The 22,189-nt window shown below is 64.9% G+C and carries 21 protein-coding genes; 10 read left to right on the top strand and 11 right to left on the bottom strand.

From position 1 onward, the window contains the following. Positions 1 to 25: 25 nt before the first annotated feature. Positions 26 to 1,444, top strand: a complete 1,419-nt coding sequence (locus tag HDG32_RS08665) for an MFS transporter (RefSeq protein ID WP_184065541.1) — start codon at positions 26 to 28, stop codon at positions 1,442 to 1,444. Positions 1,445 to 1,597: 153 nt separating this feature from the next. On the opposite strand, the gene otsA is transcribed toward HDG32_RS08665, so the two are convergent. The 6 genes from otsA to HDG32_RS08635 form a co-directional block, all read right to left on the bottom strand. Beyond that, a complete protein-coding gene (otsA, locus tag HDG32_RS08660) occupies positions 1,598 to 3,025 on the bottom strand; it encodes an alpha,alpha-trehalose-phosphate synthase (UDP-forming) (protein WP_184065538.1) in 1,428 nt (475 codons plus the stop codon). 233 nt (positions 3,026 to 3,258) lie between these two features. Beyond that, positions 3,259 to 3,471, bottom strand: a complete 213-nt coding sequence (locus HDG32_RS08655) for a hypothetical protein (protein WP_026225665.1) — start codon at positions 3,469 to 3,471, stop codon at positions 3,259 to 3,261. Positions 3,472 to 3,671: 200 nt separating this feature from the next. After that, entirely contained in the window at positions 3,672 to 3,941 is a 270-nt protein-coding gene (locus HDG32_RS08650) for a hypothetical protein (protein ID WP_184065536.1), read from the bottom strand. Positions 3,942 to 4,062: 121 nt separating this feature from the next. Then, complete coding sequence (locus HDG32_RS08645) at positions 4,063 to 5,463, bottom strand: sigma-54 dependent transcriptional regulator (protein ID WP_184065533.1); 1,401 nt, start codon at positions 5,461 to 5,463, stop codon at positions 4,063 to 4,065. 269 nt (positions 5,464 to 5,732) lie between these two features. Beyond that, positions 5,733 to 5,984: a hypothetical protein gene (locus tag HDG32_RS08640; protein ID WP_184021408.1), complete on the bottom strand. Its 252-nt coding sequence runs from the start codon at positions 5,982 to 5,984 to the stop codon at positions 5,733 to 5,735. A 99-nt stretch (positions 5,985 to 6,083) separates the two neighbouring features. Beyond that, the gene (locus HDG32_RS08635; protein WP_184045720.1) at positions 6,084 to 6,401 is read right to left on the bottom strand and encodes a YqjD family protein; all 318 of its coding nucleotides are present in this window, start codon (positions 6,399 to 6,401) and stop codon (positions 6,084 to 6,086) included. 397 nt (positions 6,402 to 6,798) lie between these two features. Here HDG32_RS08635 and HDG32_RS08630 point away from each other — a divergent pair, with 397 nt between their 5' ends. The 3 genes from HDG32_RS08630 to HDG32_RS08620 all read left to right on the top strand — a co-directional run bounded on the left by HDG32_RS08630 (position 6,799) and on the right by HDG32_RS08620 (position 9,308). Beyond that, positions 6,799 to 7,857 carry a sigma-54-dependent Fis family transcriptional regulator gene (locus HDG32_RS08630; RefSeq protein WP_184065530.1) on the top strand — a complete coding sequence of 353 codons (1,059 nt, stop codon included), beginning with the start codon at positions 6,799 to 6,801 and terminating at the stop codon, positions 7,855 to 7,857. Between the two features lie 339 nt (positions 7,858 to 8,196). Beyond that, positions 8,197 to 8,775, top strand: coding sequence for a hypothetical protein (locus tag HDG32_RS08625; protein WP_184065527.1), 579 nt, complete (start codon positions 8,197 to 8,199; stop codon positions 8,773 to 8,775). Further along, positions 8,772 to 9,308, top strand: coding sequence for a hypothetical protein (locus HDG32_RS08620; RefSeq protein ID WP_184065524.1), 537 nt, complete (start codon positions 8,772 to 8,774; stop codon positions 9,306 to 9,308). Before HDG32_RS08625 ends, HDG32_RS08620 begins: the two co-directional genes overlap by 4 nt. 67 nt (positions 9,309 to 9,375) lie before the next feature. On the opposite strand, the gene HDG32_RS08615 is transcribed toward HDG32_RS08620, so the two are convergent. Next, a complete protein-coding gene (locus HDG32_RS08615; RefSeq protein ID WP_026225663.1) occupies positions 9,376 to 10,722 on the bottom strand; it encodes an AAA-associated domain-containing protein in 1,347 nt (448 codons plus the stop codon). Positions 10,723 to 10,741: 19 nt separating this feature from the next. Then, complete coding sequence (locus HDG32_RS08610; protein WP_184065520.1) at positions 10,742 to 12,493, bottom strand: ABC transporter permease subunit; 1,752 nt, start codon at positions 12,491 to 12,493, stop codon at positions 10,742 to 10,744. A gap of 782 nt (positions 12,494 to 13,275) precedes the next feature. Between HDG32_RS08610 and HDG32_RS08605 the strand changes: the two genes are divergently transcribed. Together HDG32_RS08605 and HDG32_RS08600 are read left to right on the top strand one after the other, a co-directional pair. Next, positions 13,276 to 14,967: a sensor domain-containing diguanylate cyclase gene (locus tag HDG32_RS08605; RefSeq protein WP_184065517.1), complete on the top strand. Its 1,692-nt coding sequence runs from the start codon at positions 13,276 to 13,278 to the stop codon at positions 14,965 to 14,967. 205 nt (positions 14,968 to 15,172) lie between these two features. After that, the gene (locus HDG32_RS08600; RefSeq protein ID WP_018419782.1) at positions 15,173 to 15,439 is read left to right on the top strand and encodes a hypothetical protein; all 267 of its coding nucleotides are present in this window, start codon (positions 15,173 to 15,175) and stop codon (positions 15,437 to 15,439) included. 61 nt (positions 15,440 to 15,500) lie between these two features. Here the strand turns inward: HDG32_RS08600 and HDG32_RS08595 are convergent, their stop codons facing one another. After that, positions 15,501 to 16,817 (bottom strand): ATP-binding protein, encoded by a 1,317-nt coding sequence (locus HDG32_RS08595; RefSeq protein WP_090803562.1) that lies wholly within the window; start codon positions 16,815 to 16,817, stop codon positions 15,501 to 15,503. Further along, positions 16,801 to 17,526 carry a response regulator gene (locus HDG32_RS08590; RefSeq protein ID WP_184065514.1) on the bottom strand — a complete coding sequence of 242 codons (726 nt, stop codon included), beginning with the start codon at positions 17,524 to 17,526 and terminating at the stop codon, positions 16,801 to 16,803. The genes HDG32_RS08595 and HDG32_RS08590 overlap by 17 nt, the downstream gene beginning before the upstream one ends. Positions 17,527 to 17,744: 218 nt before the next feature. On the opposite strand from HDG32_RS08590, the gene HDG32_RS08585 reads away from it, so the two are divergent. Then, positions 17,745 to 18,278: a periplasmic heavy metal sensor gene (locus HDG32_RS08585; protein ID WP_184045708.1), complete on the top strand. Its 534-nt coding sequence runs from the start codon at positions 17,745 to 17,747 to the stop codon at positions 18,276 to 18,278. A gap of 134 nt (positions 18,279 to 18,412) precedes the next feature. On the opposite strand, the gene HDG32_RS08580 is transcribed toward HDG32_RS08585, so the two are convergent. Next, the gene (locus HDG32_RS08580; protein WP_184065511.1) at positions 18,413 to 19,123 is read right to left on the bottom strand and encodes a pirin family protein; all 711 of its coding nucleotides are present in this window, start codon (positions 19,121 to 19,123) and stop codon (positions 18,413 to 18,415) included. Positions 19,124 to 19,716: 593 nt separating this feature from the next. Between HDG32_RS08580 and HDG32_RS08575 the strand changes: the two genes are divergently transcribed. From HDG32_RS08575 to HDG32_RS08565, 3 genes are all read left to right on the top strand, one after another. Beyond that, the gene (locus HDG32_RS08575; RefSeq protein WP_184065508.1) at positions 19,717 to 20,493 is read left to right on the top strand and encodes an ABC transporter substrate-binding protein; all 777 of its coding nucleotides are present in this window, start codon (positions 19,717 to 19,719) and stop codon (positions 20,491 to 20,493) included. Between the two features lie 288 nt (positions 20,494 to 20,781). Continuing rightward, positions 20,782 to 21,471 (top strand): ABC transporter permease, encoded by a 690-nt coding sequence (locus HDG32_RS08570; protein WP_184007926.1) that lies wholly within the window; start codon positions 20,782 to 20,784, stop codon positions 21,469 to 21,471. Beyond that, complete coding sequence (locus tag HDG32_RS08565) at positions 21,468 to 22,181, top strand: ABC transporter permease (RefSeq protein WP_184065505.1); 714 nt, start codon at positions 21,468 to 21,470, stop codon at positions 22,179 to 22,181. Before HDG32_RS08570 ends, HDG32_RS08565 begins: the two co-directional genes overlap by 4 nt. The last annotated feature ends 8 nt before the right edge of the window (positions 22,182 to 22,189 follow it).

The following is a 22,189-nucleotide window of genomic DNA, read 5'->3' as shown; positions in this document are numbered from 1 at the left end:
ACATCTCCGACAAATCAAACAATCGATGCACGCACCCTCCCCGCGCACGGACGGCTCGACGCCCTCCACTTCCCGCTTCGAAGGCAAGGAACTGGGCCTACCGGTCCCACAACGCTACTGGGCGATGCTCGTCATCGCGCTCTCGCTGACGCTCGCGGTGCTCGACAGCGCGATCGCCAACGTCGCGCTGCCGACGATCGCGCGCAACCTCAATGCGAGCGCCGCCGCGTCGATCTGGGTCGTCAACGCGTATCAGCTCGCGATCACGATCTCGCTGCTGCCGCTCGCGTCGCTCGGCGACCGCATCGGCTACCGGCGCATTTATCTGTCGGGCCTGATCCTGTTCACGGTCGCGTCGTTCGGTTGCGCGCTGTCGAACTCGCTGGCGACGCTCGCGCTCGCGCGAGTGGTTCAGGGCTTCGGCGCGGCCGGCATCATGAGCGTGAACACCGCGATCGTGCGCATGATCTATCCGCCTAACCAGCTCGGGCGCGGCGTCTCGATCAACGCGATGGTGGTGGCGGTGTCGTCGGCGGTCGGGCCGACGGTCGCCTCGGGCGTGCTCGCGATCGCGAGCTGGCCGTGGCTGTTCGCGATCAACGTGCCGATCGGCATCACGGCGATCGTCGGCGGCTTCAAGGCGCTGCCGATGAACCCCGGCCACGAATCCCCGTATGACTATCTGAGCGCGGTGATGAACGCGTTCGTGTTCGGCCTGCTGATTTTCGCGGTCGATGGCCTCGGCCACGGCGAGCATTTCGGCTACGTGACGCTCGAGGCGCTCGGAGCGCTGGTCATCGGCTACTTCTTCGTGCGTCGCCAGCTGACGCGGCCCGCCCCGCTGCTGCCGATCGACCTGCTGCGTATTCCGGTGTTCGCGCTGTCGGTCGGCACGTCGGTCTGCTCGTTCTGCGCGCAGATGCTCGCGTTCGTGTCGCTGCCGTTCCTGCTGCAGGAAACGCTCGGCATGTCGCAGGTCGAAACGGGTCTTTTGATGACGCCGTGGCCCGCGATCATCATCATCGCGGCGCCCATTGCCGGCGTGCTGTCGGACAGGATATCGGCCGGCTGGCTCGGCGGCGTCGGGCTCGCCGCGATGACGGTCGGCCTGCTGCTGCTCGCGACGCTCGGGCCTCACCCGGACGCGCTGCAGATTTCGTGGCGCATGGCGCTGTGCGGCGCGGGCTTCGGCATCTTCCAGTCGCCGAACAATCGCACGATGCTATCGTCCGCGCCGCGCGAACGCAGCGGCGGCGCGAGCGGCATGCTCGGCACCGCGCGCCTGACCGGGCAAACGCTCGGCGCGGCGCTGGTCGCGCTGATCTTCGGCGTCGCGCCGCAGAGCGGGACGATCATCGCGCTGTACGTGGCCGCGGGGTTCTCGGCGGTCGCGGCGGTCGTCAGCACGATGCGGGTCATGCAGAAGGCGGCGCAGCCGGCCTGAGGGCTGTGGCCGCTACGCGCGCAAGACATGCACGATAAAAGGCGCGCATCGCACGAGGCGATGCACGCCTTTTTGCCTTGATCTTCCCTGTCACTCCATGCACGACGTGAGCGGCACAGGCGCCGCCCGCCTGCACGGGCCGCGCCCGTCGGCTCAGGGCGATGCCGTCACGTCAGCGAGCTTTACCGCTTTGGCCGTCACCGAAGACGCGGTCGCGACGTGGCGCAGATCATCGAGCAACGTATCGCGCCACACCGACAGGTTGCTCTCGCGCATCGGCTCCATCATGTCCGCATGACGCGCCTGACGTTCGGCGAGCGGCATCGCTAATGCGCGCTCGAGCGCTTCGGCCATCTGCGACAGATCGAACGGATTGACGACCAGCGCGCCCGGCAGCTGCTCAGCCGCGCCCGCGAATTGCGACAGCACGAGCACGCCCGGATCGGCCGGATCCTGCGACGCGACGTACTCCTTGGCCACCAGATTCATGCCGTCGCGCAGCGGCGTCACATAGCCGACCTGCGACTGGCGGAAGAGCGCCATCAGCAGATTGCGCTCGTACTTGCGGTTCAGATACTGGATCGGCGTCCAGTCGAGCTGCGCGAACCGGCCGTTGATGCGGCCCGCCTCGCCTTCGAGCGTTTGCCGGATGCGCTGATAGGTCTGCACGTCGGCGCGGGTCGGCGGCGCGATCTGCACGAGCGACACGCGGCCGTGCCAGCCGGGCGCGTTCTGCAACAGCCGCTCGAATGCCTGGAAGCGCTCGACCAGCCCCTTCGAATAATCGAGCCGGTCGACGCTCATGATCAGCTTGCGCCCGCGCATGCCGTCGCGCAGGCTGCGCACCGCCTTGCGGTCGGTGAACTGCTCGGCGGCCTTCGCGATCGCGTCGGGGTAGATGCCGATCGGGTACGCGCCGACCTTCAGGAAGCGGTTGTACGCGTGCACCATGCCGTCTTCGCTCGACGTGCCATGGTGACCGCGCTCGATATAGTCGACGAACGACTGGCGATCCGCCTCGGTCTGAAAGCCGATCACGTCGTAGCTGCACATCGCCTTGACGAGTTCTTCATGCGGCGGAATCGTGCGCAACACTTCGGGCACCGGAAACGGAATGTGCAGGAAGAAGCCGATCGGGTTCTTCACGCCGAGCTCGCGCAGGCAGCGCGCGAACGGCAGCAGATGGTAGTCGTGCACCCAGATGATGTCGCTGGGCTTGAGCAGTTCCTTGAGCTGCTTGGCGAGCGTCGCGTTGACGCGCTGGTAGCCCGCGTAGTCCTCGCGGTCGTAGCGGGACAGGTCGTTGCGATAGTGGAAGGTCGGCCACAACGTGGTGTTCGAAAAACCGCGGTAGTACTCGTCGTAATCGCGCTTGGTGAGGCCCACGGTCGCGTAGGTGACGTTGCCCTGCTTCTCGATCACGGGCGCGGATGGCTCGCTGACCGTTTCGCCGCTCCAGCCGAACCAGACGCCGCCGGTCTCCTTCAGTGCGTCCAGCACGCCGATCGCGAGCCCGCCCGCTGCCGGACGCGCTTCCTGAATCGGTGCGACACGATTCGATACCACGATCAATCTGCTCATTAGTGCTCCATTGTTTCGTTGTATGCGGAATTGCGCCAAAACGGTGCATGCAATCATCGTGCCGATATATGAGATATCGGAAATAAAGTTGTATGAAAATGTGACAAACGAGCAAATCCCCGCAATCATCACAGATGGCGAAGAAAATTTTTCTGTTAAATCCGACGAATGCGGAGGTCTTTCTTACCGGTATCCCGGTCGCCGGGATACCCCCGCCCGGGTGCTACGCTGCCTCAGGCATCCTGCTCCGAGCCCAGATCGCGCTGGTATTCGAGGCCTTCCTGACGCACCCCGCCCTGGTTGTGCTCGCCGTCCGGCGGCGTATGCGGGGCGATCCGATTCTGCGCGGCCGGGTCCGGCGACACCACCGGCTCAGTCTCGACCTCGGCCGGCCGTGGCCCGCGCTTGGAGTGCCGCGCGGAACGTCGCAATGCGGGGTGTCTCATGATCGTGCCTCCGGGGGAAGCCTGCCGCTTGTCGCGGCATCCCTACAGTCTAGGGGGCGAAACCGTAAATTGCCGGTAAAACATGCGCCGGCTTTGTAACAAATACAGCAATGCTCTGCACCGACCCAAGGCATGACGCCTTGCAGTGCGGGATGTGGTTCCATCGAGTGCGCGACAGGGCGCCGACATCGACGGTCGTATCAACATTGCCGCGGTCGCGACGGACGGTCGGCGGCCTGAGGCGTTTGCGTTGGCTGCGGCGGCGGATCGCCGATCGGCGGCGTGACCGGTTCGACGGGTTCGATCGGATCGGGTGTCGGGCCGGGGATCGTGTCGGGTTCGGCCGGGTCCGGCGGCGCGATGGGAGGTGCAGTGGGCGGCTCGACCGGTTCGGGCCGATGAGCGTGCAACCGCCTGGACGGCGCGGAAATGGCGGCGTAATACGACAGTTGCGGCGGCAGGTGCGGCATGTCGGTGACCTCGTTTTGCGTTCCACCGGAGCGCAGCAAGGCTTGTGCCGTTCGGGTGCCCGCCCGGAAGCCCGGGCGGCCGGATACGGGGGACGCGGACGACGTGCGAACGCGGCGCGGATCAGGCGTCCGCGCCGCCGAGTGCGCGTGATTCGTCGGTGGGATCGCCGTCGTCGCGCGCATCGTTGCCGTACTCGACGAGCCGGTTGTACAGCGTCTTCAGGCTGATGCCGAGAATTTCCGCGGCGCGCGTCTTCACGCCGCCGCATTGCTCGAGCGTCGCAAGAATCAGCTGACGGTCGGCTTCCGCGAGCGAGGTGCCGAACGGGATCGTGATCGCGGTACCGGCCGCGGGCTTCGACAGCGTGATTTGCAACGGCACCGTCGCCGTGCTATCCGAATCCGCGCTCGACATGATGTGCGCGCGCTGCACGTAGTTCTTCAGCTCGCGCACATTGCCCGGCCACGGATACGACAGCAGCATGTCCTTCACCGCGACAGGGAAATGCTTCTTCGTGCCGTGACGCTCGTTGAGCTCATCGAGGAACGATTGCGCGAGCAGCTCGACGTCCTTGCCGCGCTCGCGCAGCGGCGGCAGGCTGATCGGAAACACGTTCAGCCGGTGGTACAGATCGAGCCGCAGCTTGCCTTCGAGCACCGCCTGTTCGGGATCGCGATTGGTGGCCGCGATCAGACGGACGTCGGTTTCGATTTCCTTGGTCGTGCCGACGCGCATGAACATGCCCGTCTCGAGCACGCGCAGCAGCTTTACCTGCAGCTCGATCGGCATCTCGGTGATTTCGTCGAGGAACAGCGTGCCGCCGTTCGCGCGCTCGAAATAGCCCTTGTGCTGCCGGTCCGCGCCGGTGAACGAACCGCGCTCGTGGCCGAACATTTCCGATTCGATCAGATTCGGCGAAATCGCGCCGCAGTTGACCGCGAGGAACGCGTGCTTGCGGCGCAGGCTCAGCTCGTGCAGCGTCTGCGCGGCAACTTCCTTGCCGGTGCCCGATTCGCCGACGAGCATCACCGAGGCCGCCGTCGGCGCGACGCGGCTGATCTGGTCGTAGACCTCCTGCATCGCCGGTGAATTGCCGAGCATCAGACCGAAGCGGCCCATGCGGCGCAACTCGCCGCGCAGCGTGCCGATTTCCGCCTTCAGGTCGCCGGCGCGCGGCAGGCGCGACAGGATCGACTTCACGCGCTGCATGTTGATCGGCTTCACGAGGTAGTCGGCCGCGCCCATTTTCAGTGCGCTGACCGCCGACTCGACCGTCGCGTGGCCGGTGATCACGATCACTTCGACGCCGGAGCGCGGATCGAGATCTTCGAACAGATCGACCCCGCTGCCGTCGGGCAGCTTCAGGTCGGTGAAAACGACGTCCGGCATCTGCCGGATCAGTTGAATACGCGCTTCGCGCAGATCGCCCGCGGTGGCGGTGGTCAGCCCGTCTTCCCCGATGACGGCGGAAAGTGCCTCGCGGGTACCTGCGTCGTCATCGACAATGAGTACATGTGGCATCGCGTTTCGAAAGCCTGCAAGCGTGGGTCAGAAAATATGCGGAACATGCCAATGGGCATGCGGCTGGGTCCGGTCGGCTGCATGACGCGGAATCGACTGGGTTCCGTTCCGCCGACCATTTGATGAAAAATTGCAACAATGACGACCAAATTCGCGCCAACTTCCGCGTCATTGTTGCCTATTTACCTATTATACGGCTTTATAAGATTCATTTAACAATCCCGTTCCAAGCGCCGGCAGCAGGCCCCGTTGCATTCGAGCGAACCGCGTCAGCCGCGCGGAAACGGCCATGCGCGGTGTTCGCCGTTGACCTGCCCTGAGCCGTTGCCGCTGTGCGAGGCGGGCGCCAGCTCGGTCGACAAAGTCGCCGGCGCCGCCACCGCGCCGCCCTCGTTTTCCCAGCGGCTCAGCTCGCGCGCCGGTGAGACCTGGCCCGTGCGCTTGTGTTGCACGTAGCGAACCGCCAGGAAGCCGCCGATTGCCATCAATGCGCCAAAAAAACCAATTGTGGGTCGTGTCATCATGAACTCCTTGGATCGTGATGCGGATGAATGCAGCCGCGCCAAGCGTGCGCCACGCCTTCCGGCGGGCCGATGCGAGCGCCGCTCTCTGCGCCGCGTCTAACGCGCGACCAGCACGCCGAGCAGAAAACCGGTGCCCGCCGCGAGCGCGAGCGAGCGCCACGGGTTATGGCGCACATAGTGCTCGGTGCTGACCGCCGCCCCGCGATACCGGCGATGCACGTTGCGTTGCGCATCGCCGAGCGCCGATTGCAGCGTTTCCACGTGCGTGCCGAGCCGGTCGCGCAAGGCGTCGACGCCTTCGCCCGGCACGTTGGCGGCGAGTCGCAGCATTTCCTCCGAGTCCCTCAGCAGCACCCGAAGATCCTCGACGATCTTCTGTCCGCCGAGTGCAAGTTGTTGTGTGGTGTCAGTCATCGTTCACTCCTCGTCTGAGTCGGCGTTCGTGCGTTGCCGCGGAATCGGTGCGTCGACGGTGCAACAGTTCGGGCTTCGGGCGCACGATGCGGGTTGCCGGTTTGCGCTGGCCGGCGGCGCCGCGACGTAGCCGTCAAACCTCGCACGACTCGATCAAACGGTCAATGATGCAATGCATGTGCCCGGTATATTTACCGCTCCAGCGCGCTGATAAAGCCAATTTCGCGCACTTTCGACCGATTGCTCGCACGGCTATTTCAGCGGCTGCCAGTTCGATTGCCGGAATCAGTGTCGAAGTGGTTAAATCGTCTTTTATGAGATAGTGGCTGTACGGTCTATCGCATTCAAGGCCTGCGCGCCGCAACACGAACTCCATTTGCACAGGACTTCCCTTTTTATGGCGTCAATCGATCTGGACTCGCCCACCGTGTCCGCCGGTGGCAATGCTTCGCCACAAGCGAAGCAGCGCGTCGCGGACGCCGTCGCGGGACTGAAATCGTACGGGCTGCTGTACGGCTCGTCGCCGGTAATGCTCGATCTGTACGAGCAGATCGAACGCGTCGCCGATACCGACGCGACCGCGCTGATCATCGGCGAATCGGGCACCGGCAAGGAGCTGATCGCCCGCACCATTCACGAGCGCAGCGGCCGCAAGGACGGCGCGTTCGTCGCCGTGAACTGCGGCGCGATTCCCGACGAGCTGATCGAAGCCGAACTGTTCGGCCACGAAAAAGGCAGCTTCACCGGTGCGGTCCAGGGCCGCGTCGGCTACTTCGAACATGCGAACGGCGGCACGCTGTTTCTGGACGAAATCACCGAAATGGCGCCGGTGCGCCAGGTCAAGCTGCTGCGCGCGCTCGAAACCGGCACGTTCTATCGCGTCGGCGGCAACGAGTTGATCAGCGGCAACGTGCGCGTGATCGCCGCGACCAATCGCGACCCCGCCGTAGCCGTCAAGGAAAACGGCTTGCGCGAGGATCTGATGTACCGGCTCGCGGTGTTTCCGCTGCGCGCGCCGCCGCTGCGCGAGCGCGAAAACGATCGCGAACTGCTCGCGCAACACTTCCTCGCGCAATTGAATCAGCAGGAAGGCACCAACAAGAGCTTCAGCAAACGCTCGATCGAAACGCTGCGTTCATGGTCGTGGCCGGGCAACGTGCGCGAGTTGAAGAACGCCGTATATCGCGCGTTCATTCTCGCGGAAAAGACGGTTGAATTGCCGCATCCGCATCTTGCGTCGCGAGTCAAGAAAGCGGTCACGCAAGGCGACGCGATGAGCGTGTGGATCGGCACGCCGCTCGCCGACGCGCAGAAGCAGATCATTCTCGGCACCCTCAAGTACTGCGGCGGCGACAAGCGACGCGCTGCCAAAGCGCTCGGCGTGAGCCTCAAAACGCTGTACAACCGGCTGAGCGCATACGGCGACGAAAGCGGGGAAGACGAAGCCGACTCATAGGCACGGTGCAACCCGAGCCGTCCGCCGATGGCGGCGGCCAGCTGTTGCGCTGTTCGTCATGATCCTTTCGCCGCGCGTTTCGCGGCACCGAATTCACCTGCTCAACGTCTCACGCCGACGGCAAATTCACCTGATGTCCCCAATACCTGGCAGAGCCAGGTAAGCCCGCCCATGCGACAGAAAACATCGCAGCGCACGATGTTTTGCAATTTCTTGCATTTTTTCGCTGCCAATTACAAAACGCATCCTGCACAATGCCGCTGCGTAATGAACGACGTGTCCTTCGTTTACACGCGCGAAGCGTGAACGCAGGCACCTGTACGGGCAGGGACGGGAGAAATGCAAAAGAACATGGTGTGGGCTGTCAACGCGAAGTCCGTTGTCGCTGGCAAACGCCCCCACGTAACAGCGCTGATCGCGCTGGCGCTGGCGGTTTCGTCGGCATTGAGCGGCTGCAGTTCGTTGTACACGGAAGGCGCGGTCGCGGGCGCCGGTGTCGCGGGCGCCGCGGTCGCCAACAAGGTCACCAGCAATGCGGCGGTCGCGACCGGTATCGGTCTTGGCGCGGTCGCCGCCGCGCGCGCCGGTGTGCAGTACTCGGAGCGCGTAGTTCACACGAATACGCAGAACAGCATCGCGCAGGCGGCCGGTCCGCTCGAGGTCGGCGCGGTCGCCCCGTGGAGCATCACCCACTCTTTCCCAATCGAAGACGACGAACACGGCCGCGTGACCGTCAGCCGTCTGATCAGCACCGGCCCGCTCGACTGCAAGGAAATCGTCTTTTCCGTCGATCAAAACGCAACGCGCGACAAGCCCGCGAGCAGCGCGTTCTACATCGCATCGGTTTGCCGTGATGGTCAGGACTGGCGTTGGGCATCGGCCGAACCCGCCACCGAGCGCTGGGGTGCGCTGCAATGAAATTGCGTTCGCTTGGCGGTCCGATGGGTGATCGGATGCGGCTCATCGCGGCTGGCGCGCTATGCGTCGGCGCGAGCCTGCTGGCGAGCGGCTGCGCGTCGATCGGCGCCGCGAGCGGCGCGGCGGCGGGTGTCGCGTCGGGCCTCGTGACCAGCAATCCGGCCGTCGCGCTCGGCGTCGGCGTGGCCGTGCAGGCCGCGACCGACGAAGCGGTCGCGCGCTACATGCGCAGCATGCACAAGGATCAGCAGGATCTGATGGCGGCGCTGGTCGGCACGATGCCGGTCGGCGAAACGAAACCGTGGTCGGTCAAGCACACCTTGCCGATCGAAAACGGCCATGGCGAGGTACGCGTGACCCGCGCGTTCAGCTCGGCGCTCGCGCTGTGCAAGGATTTCGTGTTCTCGGTGCAGGACGGCGACGGCCCGAACGCGCCCGAGAGGTGGTTCACGGCGAGCGCGTGCCAGCAGGACAAGGGTTGGAAGTGGGCGACGGCCGAGCCGGCGGTTGCACGCTGGGGCAATCTGCAATAAAAAAGCGGCGAGGTTTTCCTCGCCGCTTTTTTGTCTGAACCGCAGTCGTTTCCGCGGCAACCCAGGCTTAAGACTCCACGTCTTCCAGACTGAAGATTTCGGTCTGGTCGTTATACGAAAAGATCTCGCCGTAACGGCCCCAGTTGATGACCGCGTCGAGCGTCTCTTCCGCCGCGCTGTCCGACAGGAAGTCCTCGAGCTCCTGCTCGAAACGCACGCGCGGCGCGCGATGTCCGGGCCGCTCGTTCAACACCTTCTTGATCCGCGCCGCGAGCGGCACGTGCCGCAGCAGATGCTCGGCGAACATCATCTTCCGTTCCTGCGTGCCGAACTCGGAGAACACGCGCGCCGGCGGCGTCAGGAAAATGTCGCCCTCGCGCACGTCGGCGAAACCGAGGTGCTGCAGCACTTCGGCGATCGGGAACAGATCGTCGACCTCCAGATGCAGCGAGCGCGCGATTTCCGGCATGTCCGCGCGGCCGTGATACGGCGCGGCGGCGAGCGTTTCGATCAGACCGGCCATCAGGTTGGTCGACACGTGCGGCAGCCAGCTACCGAGCTCCAGCCCCTTCTTGGTCTTTTCGTCGGTCTGACGCGCGGTCATCTTCGCGTAGATCTCGTCGACGAGGCGGCGAAATGCCGGGTCCAGACGGTTGCGCGGATGCTTGAACGGCACCTTGATCTCAGCGATCACGCGGCCCGGGTTCGACGACAGCACCAGAATGCGGTCGCACATGAACACCGCTTCCTCGATGTTGTGCGTCACGATCAGCACCGCCTTGATCGGCATGCGCCCCTGCGTCCACAGATCGAGCAGGTCGGTACGCAGCGTTTCGGCGGTCAGCACGTCGAGCGCGGAGAACGGCTCGTCCATCAGCAGCAGCGTCGGATCGACGACGAGCGCGCGCGCAAAGCCGACGCGCTGGCGCATGCCGCCCGACAACTCGCGCGGATACGCGTTTTCGAAGCCGTCGAGGCCGATCAGGTCGATCGCGGCGAGCGCGCGCGTGCGCCGCTCCGACGCACCGACGCCTTGCGCCTCGAGACCCGCTTCCACGTTCTGCAGCACGGTCAGCCACGGAAACAGCGCGAAGGTCTGGAACACCATCGCGACACCCTTGGCCGGGCCTGCGAGCGGCTTGCCCATGTACGTGACTTCGCCGTCGGTCGGCTCGATCAGACCGGCGATGATGCGCAACAGCGTCGACTTGCCCGAGCCCGAACGGCCAAGCAGGCCGACGATCTCGCCCTCGCGCAGCGACAGATTCGCGTCGTCGAGGACGAGCAGTTCGCCCTGCGTCTTGTTGAAGCCGCGGCACACGTCCTTCACGCGCAGGATTTCCTCGCCGAGGCGCGGGGGCTTCGGCGGCGTCTGGATCGGCGCGGCGGTCATAGCAGCTTTAGGATTTTGCATCGCGTTAAGCCTTCATTTCTCAATCTAGACGGAGCTTGCCCTCGGCGTAGGCGTACATCGGACGCCACAGCAGACGGTTGAACAGGGTCACGAACAGGGACATCACGGCGATGCCCACGATGATCTTCGGATAGTCGCCCGCCGCGGTAGTCTGCGCGATATAGGCGCCGAGGCCATGCGCGGCGACCTTGGTATCGCCCCACTGCACGAACTCGGCAACGATGCTCGCGTTCCACGCGCCGCCCGACGCGGTGATCGCACCGGTCACGTAGTACGGAAAAATGCCCGGCAGCATCGCCTGACGCCACCACTGCCAGCCGCGAATGTGGAAATTCTTGGCCGCCTCGCGGTAGTCGTTCGGATACGAGCTTGCACCTGCAATCACGTTGAACAGGATATACCACTGCGTGCCGAGCACGATCAGCGGCGATAGCCAAATGTCCGGATTCAGGTGAAAGCGCACGATCGCGATCACGAAAACCGGGAACAGCAAATTCGCCGGGAACGCCGCGAGGAACTGCGCGAGTGGCTGCATCTTTTCCGCGAGCGCGGGGCGCAGGCCAATCAGCACGCCGACGGGCACCCAGATCACGGAAGCGATCGCGATCAGCACGACCACGCGCAGGAGCGTGATCAGGCCCAGCACGAACACGTGGCCGATCTCGTCGAGCGTCACGCCGGTACGCACATACAGGAACACGCGGTACACCACATACACCGTGGCGAGCAGCACGATCGCCGCCCAGATGAAGTCGCCGAGCTTCGAGTTCTTCTCGCGCTGCGGGATGTGAAAGCGCGGCGCGCTGAACGCCGGCAGTTGGAAGCGCACCCGAGCCGCGCGCGCGAACATCCAGCCGAGCGGCACGAGCAACCGGTGAATCAGCCGCGTGCGGCGGATCAGGTCGAGCAGCCACGATTCCGGCGCATCGCCCGAACTCGTGAACTCCATGCGGAACTTGTCCGCCCACGCGACGAGCGGCCGGAACAGCAACTGGTCGTAGGCGAGAATCACGACCGTCATCGCGAGGATGACCCAGCCGATCGCGTGCAGGTTCTTGTCGCTGATCGCCTGCGCCAGGTAGGCGCCGATGCCCGGCAGCGTAATCGTATGATTGCCGACCGTGATCGCTTCGGAAGCCACGACGAAGAACCAGCCGCCCGACATCGACATCATCATGTTCCAGATCAGGCCGGGCATCGAGAACGGCACTTCGAGTTTCCAGAAGCGCTGCCATGAAGTCAGATGAAAGCCGCGCGAGACTTCGTCGAGATCGCGCGGCACCGTGCGCAGCGACTGATAGAAGCTGAACGTCATGTTCCACGCCTGGCTCGTGAAGATCGCGAAGATCGCGGCGAGTTCGGCGCCGAGCACGCGCCCCGGGAACATCGCGAGGAAGAACGTGACCGTGAACGAGATGTAGCCGAGCACCGGCACGGACTGCAGGATGTCGAGGATCGGCACCAGCACGAGACCGGCGCGGCGGCTCTTGGCGGCCAGCGTCCCGTAGACCAGCGTGAAGATCAGCGACGCGACCATCGCCGCGAGCATGCGCAGCGTGGTGCGCATCGCGTACTCGGGCAGGTTGGCCGGATCGAGCGAGATCGCCTGCGTCTTTAGCGTCGACATCGGCGCGAGCGTCTCGTGAAAGCCGATCGACGCCATCGCGATCAGGCAGATGATCAGCGGGAACGCGACGAAGTCCCAGCGGTTGGGCAACACGCGCCATGCCGACGCATTGGCGGTGCGGTTCAGGTTGAAGCTGAAATCCATCAGATGCCCTCCCTCTTCAAACAGGCATTCGAACGCTCGAAGGAGGCCGCGGCTGCTCCGCGGCGGTCTATGGGTCGGTCCGGAAAGCGGAAATCAGGCATGGCAAAACGCGCGTGCGTGGTAAATCGTTAGCGTTGGAGACACATGGTCCGGCAATGGACTGGTTCGTGAACGCGTCGCCCACGACCACAACCATCACGCCGAACTCCTGTCGCCGCGGGCGCCGCCCGAGGGCTGGCGGGCTTTTCTCGTTTTGGACGGCACGACACTACACCATCCTATGTTTCAGGCACAACCTTTCGCCGCAAATTGCGATACGGCCTCGCGAGGCCGTGGCGTAAGGCTTCAGCAAGCCCCGGCACGCGTCGCCGCGCCGCACTGTACCCTGCTGCCGCGTGCTTCAGCGTGACACGTCGCGAGGCCGTCTCGCGGCGTGGCGCGCAAGCCACATCGGCGCATCGCCCCCGGCCATCGTCGCTCGATCGCTTCATTGGCCCGCACAGCTATCAAGAAAGCGGCGCGGCTGCCGTTAAGAACCTGATCGGCGCGGCATATGCAGGCGGCATCCCAGCAATAACGGTGGCATCGTGCCCCGCGACGGTTAAAATCGGGAAACGACGTACCTGTTTATCAGCGGATCATCCCGGGCATGGCGACGGCGCAGCGCACGTCGCTCGCGACGGGACGAAACCGCAGCTGATGCAGATAACGACACAGCGTTGAGAGCGCGCTGCCCACGAACGAGCAAGTTGCATGTCACAGCCAGACGGATCAGAGGGTCGATGAACAGGACAACCTTGCGCCAGGTAGCCGGGCCGGTCAGCTTCGTGCTGATCGTACTCGTCTGCTGGTTCGTGGCTGGCATGGTCGCGGACCGGATGGTACAGCAAGAGCTGGACGCGGCGTTGCGCACGCAGCGGCAAATGTCCACGTCGATCGTCGACAACATGGCTGAAGTGATTGCCAGCGACCTCGCGATGTCCCGCGCCATCCCCGCAACCATGGCCGAAATGGACGTGGTCCAGCGTGCCCTCGTGCAATCGCAGAATTATGCCGTGAACAGCGAGGCGGGGGAACCCGCCTTGCGAGCCGCCTTGCTCAAGGATCCGAAGATGGCCGGGGTCAGCAGGTTCCTGCACGAAGCGCAGGGCTTCTCCGGGCTCGATCAGGTCTGGATCGTCAACGCGAACGGCATTTGCGTCGCGTCGAGCGGCACGATGTCGAACCCCGAGGGTGCGCAGCAATCGTTCGTCGGCGTGGACATGCGCGCGCGCGGCTATCTGACCAACGCGCTGCTCGGCGCATTCTCCGAAGCCTACGGCGTGGGTCGCGCGAGCGGCGAGCCGGGCATCTTCATCGCCGCGCCGGTGTACGCGGACGGGCTGCTGGTCGGCGCGGTGGTCGCGAAGGTCGGCATCGCGCGGTTGCGCCACTGGGTCGCGCACGCGGGCACCTTCGTGTCCGACGACAACGGCGTCATCATCATGGCGCACAACAGCGCGCTCGAAGGCCACGCGTTGCCGAACTCGCGCGTCACGCTGATGAGCCCCGCCGAGCGGCGCATCATCTACCGGCGGGAGACGTTCCCCGACATGCTGATCCGCGAAGACACGCAAGTGCGTGAGCAGGCGCCGTGGGTGCCGGCGTCGGTCGCCGCGCAGCTGTTCGGCATGATCGAACGGCCGGCCCCGGCGCTCTATCAGAACCGCGGCGGCCTGAACTCGGGTCTCTCCGCGCACCTGGTCGATCCGCTCGCCGCGTGGCCGGAGCTGCTGCGCAACCACAAGCGCGACCACCTGCTGGTGTTCCTGACGCTGGCCGGCACCGTCGCGCTCGCGTGGGTGATCACCGTGTCCTACGTGCGCGAGCGGCGCCACCATCGCGCGACACGCGATCTCGCCGAGCAGTTGCAGTCGGCCAATACGCTGCTATCGGCGGAGGCGCGGCACGATGCGCTGACCGGCGCGCTGTCGCGGCGCTATTTCCTCGACCTGCTGCGCCACGAGATCGATCGCGCGCACGCGGGGCGCGAGCCGCTGTGCATGGCGATCGCCGATCTCGACCACTTCAAGCAGATCAACGACCGCTTCGGCCACGCCGCCGGCGACCGCGCGCTCGAACATTTCGTCGATACGTGTCGCGCCGAGCTGCGTGGCTCCGACGCGGTCGGCCGGCTCGGCGGCGAAGAGTTCGGCCTGCTGCTGCCGGCCACCGATCTGACGGGCGGGCGCGAAGTCGTCGAGCGTCTGCGGCTGCGGTTGAAAGCGGTGCCCTCGCCGAAGCTGCCGGCCTCGGCGGGGCTGAGCGTGAGCATCGGCATCACCGAACTGTCGCCCGACGATCTGCCCGAGCGTCTCATGAGCCGCGCCGATACCGCGCTGTATGCGGCGAAGACCGGCGGGCGCGACCGCACCGAAGCACTGCCGCCCGACGATACGGCGCCGCCTACGCGCACCGCGGTGAATGCCTGGTGAATGCCTGGTGAATGCCTGGTGAATGCCTGGTGAATGCCTGACGCTCGCCGAAATATTCAGCGCGCGACGGTATCGCCCTCTCCGCTCAGCCAACCCACGCCGACACCCTGCCCCGCGCTGAAAACGACGCCGAGCCTCCCACAACGAAGCAGGTATCATCAATCCTGATATCGGATTGTCACTACCGCACTAACGGGAGATTCGCATGAAGGGAAATCTGGTGATCGTCTGTCGCGATCACGACGCTGATGCTTTCGACCATCTGCTCGCCGAATACGGCGCGTTCCAGACGCGTCTGTCGTCGACCGCGTGGTATCTGAAACTGGAGGTCGCGCCGGAACTGATTCAGGAGGAAATACTCGCGCGCCTCGGCAAATATACGACGCACTATATTTTCGAGGCGGAGTCGGTGACGTGGAATACCGTCGATAGCGAAACGGCGAACGCGTTGAATACGCTGTTTTCGGACTGAGCTCTCGCCGCTCGCGATGCCGACGCCTCGCGCGCGCATCGCGACTCCAACACCCCTGCTTCTACCAGGCGTTTTCCGAGGCGGTCGCGACCCGCGGCAGCACGTCGAACGGAAAACTCATCAACACCCGCAAACCGCGGCCGCCATGATTGCCGATTTCCCATTCACCGCCCGCGCGCCGCACGAGCCGCTCGACGATCGCAAGGCCCAGCCCGCTATGGCCGTTGCCGCCTCGCGCCGGATCGAGCCGCACGAACGGCCGGCTCGCGTTGATCAGGTCCTGGGCGGCGATGCCCGTGCCGCTGTCGCTAATTGATAGCGTAAAGCTCTGCGGTGTGCGCGCGGTCGCGACGACCACCGGCGGCGCGCCATACGCATGCGCGTTGTCGATCAGATTCGACAGAATCCGGTCGAGCGTGGCCGCCGGCAGCAGAAATGACGGCCCCGCGTTCAGTTCCGTGTGCACGGTCGGCGCACTGGTGGCCACCGCCCGATAGCTGCGCACGACACGTTCGCACTGCGCATCCACTTCCACGGGTTCGCTGCGGTCCGCGCCGTCGTGCGCGAACAGCAGGAACTGCTCGACGATATGCGTCATCGAATCGACGTCGCGCACGACGCCGTCGCGCGTCTTCGCATCGTCCATCATTTCGGCGCGCAGCCGCAGACGCGCGAGCGGCGTCTTCAGGTCATGCGCGACACCGGCAAGCATCACCGCGCGATCGTTCTCGGTGCGCGCGACTTCCTGCACCATCTGATTGAAGCCATGGGTGAGTTGCCGCAACTCGCGCGGCCCGCGCTCGGGCACCGGTGGCACCGGCAGCCCGCGACCGAAGCGCGCCACCGCCTGCGCGAGCAAGCGCAGCGGCCGCTGTAGCGCCCAAGCAGCGAACAGCGCCGCCATCACCGCAAACGAGAAAATGATGACGAGCCACAAGACCGTGCGGTCGAGCGAGCGCGGCATGCGCAGCGGCTGCACCGGCACGACGATCCAGTTCTGATCGGTCACGGCGCGCACCCATAGCATGGGCGGAGCGCCGGGCGGACCGACGCGCACCTGGGTGTCGGCCGGCATGCGGTCGCGCACGTCCTCGACGAAACGCGCGAGCGGCGGCGGCATGTTAGCGCTGGCCGCCGGCACGTCCGGGCTCGCCGGGTCGACCAGCTTCACACGCGACGGCAGCGGTTGATCCGGTGTGCGGGCGACGTGCTGACGCACCGCGTCGACGAGGAAGGTCGCTTCCTCGACCGCGTAGCGCGTTTGCAGTTGCGAACGTTCGAGTCGCATCAGCGCGTACCACGCGAAATGCGACAGCAACAGCACCGCGACGACGAGCAGCGCGAGCCGCCCGAACAGCGAATCAATGGGCCGACGCATGCTGCTCGCCGTCCGGCACGAACACGTAACCACGGCCGCGCACGGTCTGGATGAAGCGCGGCGTGGATGGATCGGTTTCGAGAATGCGACGCAGGCGCCACACCTGCACGTCGATGCCGCGGTCGGTGCCGTCGTACTCGGGACCGTGCAGCAGTTCCAGCAGGCGCTCGCGCGTGAGCGTGCGCATGGGGTGATTGACGAAAATCTTCAGCAGCGCGAACTCGCTGCCCGACAGCGGGAGCGGCTTGTCTTCGAGATGCAGCGTGCGCGACTGGAAATCCAGCGTGAAGCGGCCGAAGCTGAACGGCTCGCGCTGCTCGGGCGCGGCCGCCGACGGCAGCGTGCGGCGCCGCCGCAGCACCGCCTGCACGCGCGCGAGCAGTTCGCGCGGATTGAACGGTTTGCCGAGGTAATCGTCCGCGCCGAGTTCGAGCCCGACGATACGATCGACGTCGTCCGCACGCGCGGTCAGCATGATGACGGGGATATCGTCGCCCGACGCACGCAGCTTGCGCAGCGCGGTGAGGCCGTCCACGCCGGGCATCATCAGGTCCAGCACGATGAGGTCGGGGCGCTCGCGCTCGAGGCGCCGTTCGAGCGAGCCCGCGTCGTGCAGCACCGAAACTTCGATGCCCTGACGGGCGAGATAGTCGCGCAACAGATCGCGCAGTTCGACGTCGTCGTCGACGACCAGGATTTGAGTAGCCATGGAATGAAGTTTAACGCGCAGCCAAAAGGGATTTCGTTTTCCAAACGGTCTGAAGGGTTACCGGGTGTTACGGTGAAAGCCGCACGTAATTGCTGGTAATAGCGGCGTCCGGGCGCGTAACACAGCGATGCACCCGGTTCTCTACGCTGTGCCTTACCGAGTGCAGGCAGTCCAAAGACCGGTTGCTTCGTCGGCTATTCCATTACAAGGAGCCTCATATGTCCACCAAAAAGATGTCGCGCGTTCTCGCCGTTGCTGCCACCGCTCTCGCCATCGGCGCGGGCGCCGCTTACGCCGCCCAACCCGCCGAGCAGGCGCACGGCGGGCCCGGCGGCTGGCATGGCCACTTCATGAAGGAACTGACCCAACTCCACGACCGGCTAAAGCTGAACGCGGATCAGGAAAAGCTGTGGCAAAACGCGCTCGATACGATGAAGCAGAACCACGAAGCGATGCGCGCCAACCACAAGCAGGTTCAAGACCAGTTCAAGGCCGCACAGCAACAGCCGATCCTCGATCTGAACGCGATGGCCGCGACGCATCAGCAGATCGAGCAGAAGGACGCGCAACTGCGTCAGCAAACCACCGACGCGTGGCTGAAGTTCTATAACGGCCTGAACGACCAGCAGAAGACCACCGTCAGCACGGCGCTGAAGCAGCGCTTCGCGCGGATGGAGCAGCGTCACGAGAAGATGCGCGAGCGGTGGGAGCATCACAAGGGCGCCGCGTCGGCGCCGGCCGCCAATCAATAAGCGGCGCATTCGCGAGGCGGACCAGGGAGGGCGCCTCGCTAATAGAAAAACGCCACGGAAGAGGTTTTCCGTGGCGTTGCTGTTTGGCGCTGCTCGCCGCTCGATCGGCGGCCCGCGCGAATCAACTGCTTGAATCAGCCGTTCAACTGACCCAGATCGAACAGCAGCACTTCCGCGTCGTCGCCCTTTTCCAGCGTCACCGTGTCGACGTCGCTGAGCTTCGCGGCATCGCCCGCCTCGAGCACCGTGCCGTTCACGCTCAGCGTGCCGCGCGCGACGTGCAGATAGCCGAGGCGCCCCGCCGGCAGCGCGAACGTCGCGTGTTCGGCGCCGTCGAACAGTCCCGCGTAGATCGACGCGTCCGCATGGATCGTCACCGAGCCGTCACGGCCGTCGGGCGACGCGATCACGCGCAGGCGGCCGCGCTTGCTGTCGGCGTCGAAGCGCTTTTCCTCGTAGCCGGGCTGGTCGCCCGCGCGGCGCGGGATGATCCAGATCTGCAGCAAGTGCACGAGTTCGTCGCGCGACGCGTTGAACTCGCTATGCTGCACGCCGGTGCCCGCGCTCATGCGCTGCACGTCGCCGGGACGGATCGTCGAGCCATTGCCCATGCTGTCGCGATGCGCGAGCGCGCCTTCGAGCACATACGTGACGATCTCCATGTCGCGATGCCCGTGCGCGCCGAAACCCTGACCGCCGGCGATGCGGTCTTCGTTGATCACGCGCAGCGGCCCGAAGTGCACGTGCTCGGGGTCGCGGTAATCGGCAAACGAGAAGCTGTGATACGAGTCGAGCCAGCCGTGGTTGGCGTGACCGCGTTCTGCGGAGCGGCGAATCTCGATCATGGAAAGTCTCCCGGTAAGTAATCAATCAGAGCGATGCCGGGAATGTAGGGGTTGCGCCCCCTTATAACAATCGTGCGCAATCGCACCGCAGCGTTCCATCGCTGCATGCAATCGCGCGACCGGCGAGCCCATCGCGCGGAAAGCCCGGCGCCCGGCAGCCCGGCGCCCGGATGCCCGGCGCCCGCAAAACCGCGCCGGCGTCGCGCACGCACAACGCGTTGCACGGCGTCTTGCCGCTCGATGCCGCGCTGCGCTGGCAGCTTGCCGCTCTTCGGGTAAAATACCGCGCTTTTCAAGCCGCGTGGACGTCCGCGGGACGTGCAGGCCGCGCCGGCAAGCCTCGGCGGGCGGGCCGCAACCGGTGCGCGACGGGCTTCGACTCGGCACCACACCGTGCGAGCCACGCCCGATAAGCACCGAACGCGCCGGACCGGCGCGCCACGTCGGACGAACCGCCCGCGCAAGGACGACCAGAGCGCGGCGACAATCCCTGCGGCACGGCAATTTTGACCGCCTAGAATAGCGACCGTCTGCCCTCGGCCGGTGCTCGTCGAGTCGTGTCATTACGACGATCAGTTTGATTCAGGAGAAACATGAAGAAGTTCGCACTGTGCGTGGCTCTGGCAGTCATGGCCACCGGCGCGACGGCGAAAGAATGGAAAACGGTGCGCATCGGGGTCGACGCCAGTTATCCGCCATTCGAATCGAAGGCGCCTGATGGCGACATCGTCGGTTTCGATGCCGATCTGACCCGCGCGCTGTGCGCGAAGATGAACGTGAAGTGCGTGTGGGTCGCGCAGGATCTCGATGGCATCATCCCGGCGCTGAAAGCTCGCAAGTTCGACGCGATCGTTTCCTCGCTGAGCGTCACCGATAAGCGCCGCGAGCAGATCGACTTCTCCGACAGGATGCTCGACGCGCCCGCCCGCATGATTGCGAAAACCGGTTCGCCGCTTCGGCCCACCCCTGAATCGCTGAAAGGCAAGCACGTCGGCGTCGAGCAGGGTTCGACGCAGGAACAGTACGCGAAGGCCTGGTGGGAGCCGAAGGGCGTGCTCGTCGTGTCGTACCAGAATCAGGACGAGGTGTACGCGGATCTCGCGTCGGGGCGCCTCGACGCCGCGCTGCAGGACGAAGTGCAGGCCGACGCCGGTTTTCTGAAGACGCCGCGCGGCAAAGGGTTCTCCTGGGCCGGTCCGGAAGTGAAGGATCCGCAGACGATCGGCGAAGGCACCGCGATCGGTCTGCGCAAGGGCGATGCCGAGCTGAAGGCGAAGTTCAATCAGGCGCTCGCCGAGGTTCATCAGGACGGCACGTTCAAGAAGCTCGAAAAGCAGTACTTCGATTTCGACATTTATCCCGGCCGTTGAGCGAAACAGGCAGGATACTGCGTGGTAAGCCGGCTCGTGCCGGTGGCAGTGAAAGCGGCAACGAAGGTGGCGACACCAGGCAGTAGATTCACCAGGCAGTAGATTCAAAACAATCCGAGACGAAAGTCCCACAAGCGCGCTGCAGGAGCACCAACGTTTCTGCAGCATGATTTGCACAGCGGCACGCTGTGCGCTGCGGATCACGGCGAGCCAGGCGCTCGTCCCCGACGCGGCGCTACGCGGACCGCGTCTTTCGCGGTGCGCGTAGCGCATCGTCGTGGACTACCTATGTTCCTTCAAGGCTACGGCCCGCTGCTTCTCAGCGGCACCTGGCAAACCGTCAAGCTGGCGGTGTTCTCGCTCGCGCTCGCGTTCGTGCTCGGCCTGCTCGGCGCGGCGGCGAAATTGTCGAAGAACCGTCTGTCGAACGGCATCGGCACGGTGTATACGACGCTCGTGCGCGGCGTGCCCGATCTCGTGCTGATGCTGCTGCTGTTCTATAGCATCCAGATCTGGCTGAACAACCTGACCGACGCGCTCGGCTGGGAGCAGATCGACATCGACCCGTTCGTGGCCGGCGTCGCGGTGCTCGGCTTCATCTACGGCGCGTACTTCACCGAGACGTTCCGCGGCGCGTTTATCGCGGTGCCGCGCGGCCAGCTCGAAGCGGGCGCCGCCTACGGCATGACGAGCTGGCAGGTGTTCTCGCGCGTGATGTTCCCGCAAATGATGCGCTTCGCGCTTCCGGGCATCGGCAATAACTGGCAGGTGATGGTCAAGGCGACCGCGCTCGTGTCGATCATCGGTCTCGCCGACGTCGTCAAGGCCTCGCAGGACGCCGGCAAGGGTACCTTGCGGTTCTTCTTCTTTACCCTGCTCGCGGGGGCGATCTATCTCGTCATCACCACCGTGTCGAACTTCGTGCTGATGTACCTCGAAAAGCGTTACTCGACCGGCGTGCGAAAGGCGGATCTATGATCGAGATCATTCAGCAATACTGGCGCAACTATCTGTTCACCGACGGCTATCGCTTCACCGGCGTCGCGATCACGTTATGGCTGCTGGTCGTGTCGATCGGCCTCGGCTTCTGCCTGTCGGTGCCGCTCGCGGTTGCGCGCGTGTCGAAGAAGAAATGGCTCGCGGGCCTCGTGTGGCTCTATACGTATATCTTCCGCGGCACGCCGCTCTACGTGCAGCTGCTGCTGTGCTACACGGGTCTCTACAGCCTCGAGATCATCCGCAACAACGAGCTGACCAACGCGTTCTTTCGCGATGGCATGCACTGCACGCTGCTCGCGTTCACGCTGAATACCTGCGCGTACACGACCGAAATCTTCGCGGGCGCGATCAAGGCGACGCCCTACGGCGAGATCGAAGCGGCGCGCGCGTACGGCATGTCGTCGTTCACGCTGTACCGGCGCGTGATTCTGCCGTCGGCGCTGCGCCGCGCACTGCCCTACTACAGCAACGAAGTGATCCTGATGCTGCACGCGACCACCGTCGCGTTCACGGCCACGGTGCCGGACATCCTGAAGATCGCGCGCGACGTGAACTCCGCGACGTACCAGTCGTTCAATGCGTTCAGCATCGCCGCGCTGCTGTATCTGTGTATTTCTTTCGCGCTCGTGTGGCTGTTCCGCCGCGCCGAGCGTCGCTGGCTCGCTTACCTGCGGCCGCAAGGCAAGTAACTGCGCGT

The organism is Paraburkholderia sp. CI2 (genome assembly GCF_014201055.1).
Taxonomy (GTDB): Bacteria; Pseudomonadota; Gammaproteobacteria; order Burkholderiales; family Burkholderiaceae; genus Paraburkholderia; species Paraburkholderia tuberum.
This window is presented reverse-complemented; position numbering and strand designations above follow the sequence as displayed.

Coding starts and splice junctions, on each gene's coding strand:
- HDG32_RS08665 (WP_184065541.1), top strand. CDS start 26: ATGCACGCACCCTCCCCGCGCACGGACGGCTCGACGCCCTCCACTTCC.
- otsA (WP_184065538.1), bottom strand. CDS start 3,025: ATGAGCAGATTGATCGTGGTATCGAATCGTGTCGCACCGATTCAGGAA.
- HDG32_RS08655 (WP_026225665.1), bottom strand. CDS start 3,471: ATGAGACACCCCGCATTGCGACGTTCCGCGCGGCACTCCAAGCGCGGG.
- HDG32_RS08650 (WP_184065536.1), bottom strand. CDS start 3,941: ATGCCGCACCTGCCGCCGCAACTGTCGTATTACGCCGCCATTTCCGCG.
- HDG32_RS08645 (WP_184065533.1), bottom strand. CDS start 5,463: ATGCCACATGTACTCATTGTCGATGACGACGCAGGTACCCGCGAGGCA.
- HDG32_RS08640 (WP_184021408.1), bottom strand. CDS start 5,984: ATGACACGACCCACAATTGGTTTTTTTGGCGCATTGATGGCAATCGGC.
- HDG32_RS08635 (WP_184045720.1), bottom strand. CDS start 6,401: ATGACTGACACCACACAACAACTTGCACTCGGCGGACAGAAGATCGTC.
- HDG32_RS08630 (WP_184065530.1), top strand. CDS start 6,799: ATGGCGTCAATCGATCTGGACTCGCCCACCGTGTCCGCCGGTGGCAAT.
- HDG32_RS08625 (WP_184065527.1), top strand. CDS start 8,197: ATGCAAAAGAACATGGTGTGGGCTGTCAACGCGAAGTCCGTTGTCGCT.
- HDG32_RS08620 (WP_184065524.1), top strand. CDS start 8,772: ATGAAATTGCGTTCGCTTGGCGGTCCGATGGGTGATCGGATGCGGCTC.
- HDG32_RS08615 (WP_026225663.1), bottom strand. CDS start 10,722: ATGCAAAATCCTAAAGCTGCTATGACCGCCGCGCCGATCCAGACGCCG.
- HDG32_RS08610 (WP_184065520.1), bottom strand. CDS start 12,493: ATGGATTTCAGCTTCAACCTGAACCGCACCGCCAATGCGTCGGCATGG.
- HDG32_RS08605 (WP_184065517.1), top strand. CDS start 13,276: ATGAACAGGACAACCTTGCGCCAGGTAGCCGGGCCGGTCAGCTTCGTG.
- HDG32_RS08600 (WP_018419782.1), top strand. CDS start 15,173: ATGAAGGGAAATCTGGTGATCGTCTGTCGCGATCACGACGCTGATGCT.
- HDG32_RS08595 (WP_090803562.1), bottom strand. CDS start 16,817: ATGCGTCGGCCCATTGATTCGCTGTTCGGGCGGCTCGCGCTGCTCGTC.
- HDG32_RS08590 (WP_184065514.1), bottom strand. CDS start 17,526: ATGGCTACTCAAATCCTGGTCGTCGACGACGACGTCGAACTGCGCGAT.
- HDG32_RS08585 (WP_184045708.1), top strand. CDS start 17,745: ATGTCCACCAAAAAGATGTCGCGCGTTCTCGCCGTTGCTGCCACCGCT.
- HDG32_RS08580 (WP_184065511.1), bottom strand. CDS start 19,123: ATGATCGAGATTCGCCGCTCCGCAGAACGCGGTCACGCCAACCACGGC.
- HDG32_RS08575 (WP_184065508.1), top strand. CDS start 19,717: ATGAAGAAGTTCGCACTGTGCGTGGCTCTGGCAGTCATGGCCACCGGC.
- HDG32_RS08570 (WP_184007926.1), top strand. CDS start 20,782: ATGTTCCTTCAAGGCTACGGCCCGCTGCTTCTCAGCGGCACCTGGCAA.
- HDG32_RS08565 (WP_184065505.1), top strand. CDS start 21,468: ATGATCGAGATCATTCAGCAATACTGGCGCAACTATCTGTTCACCGAC.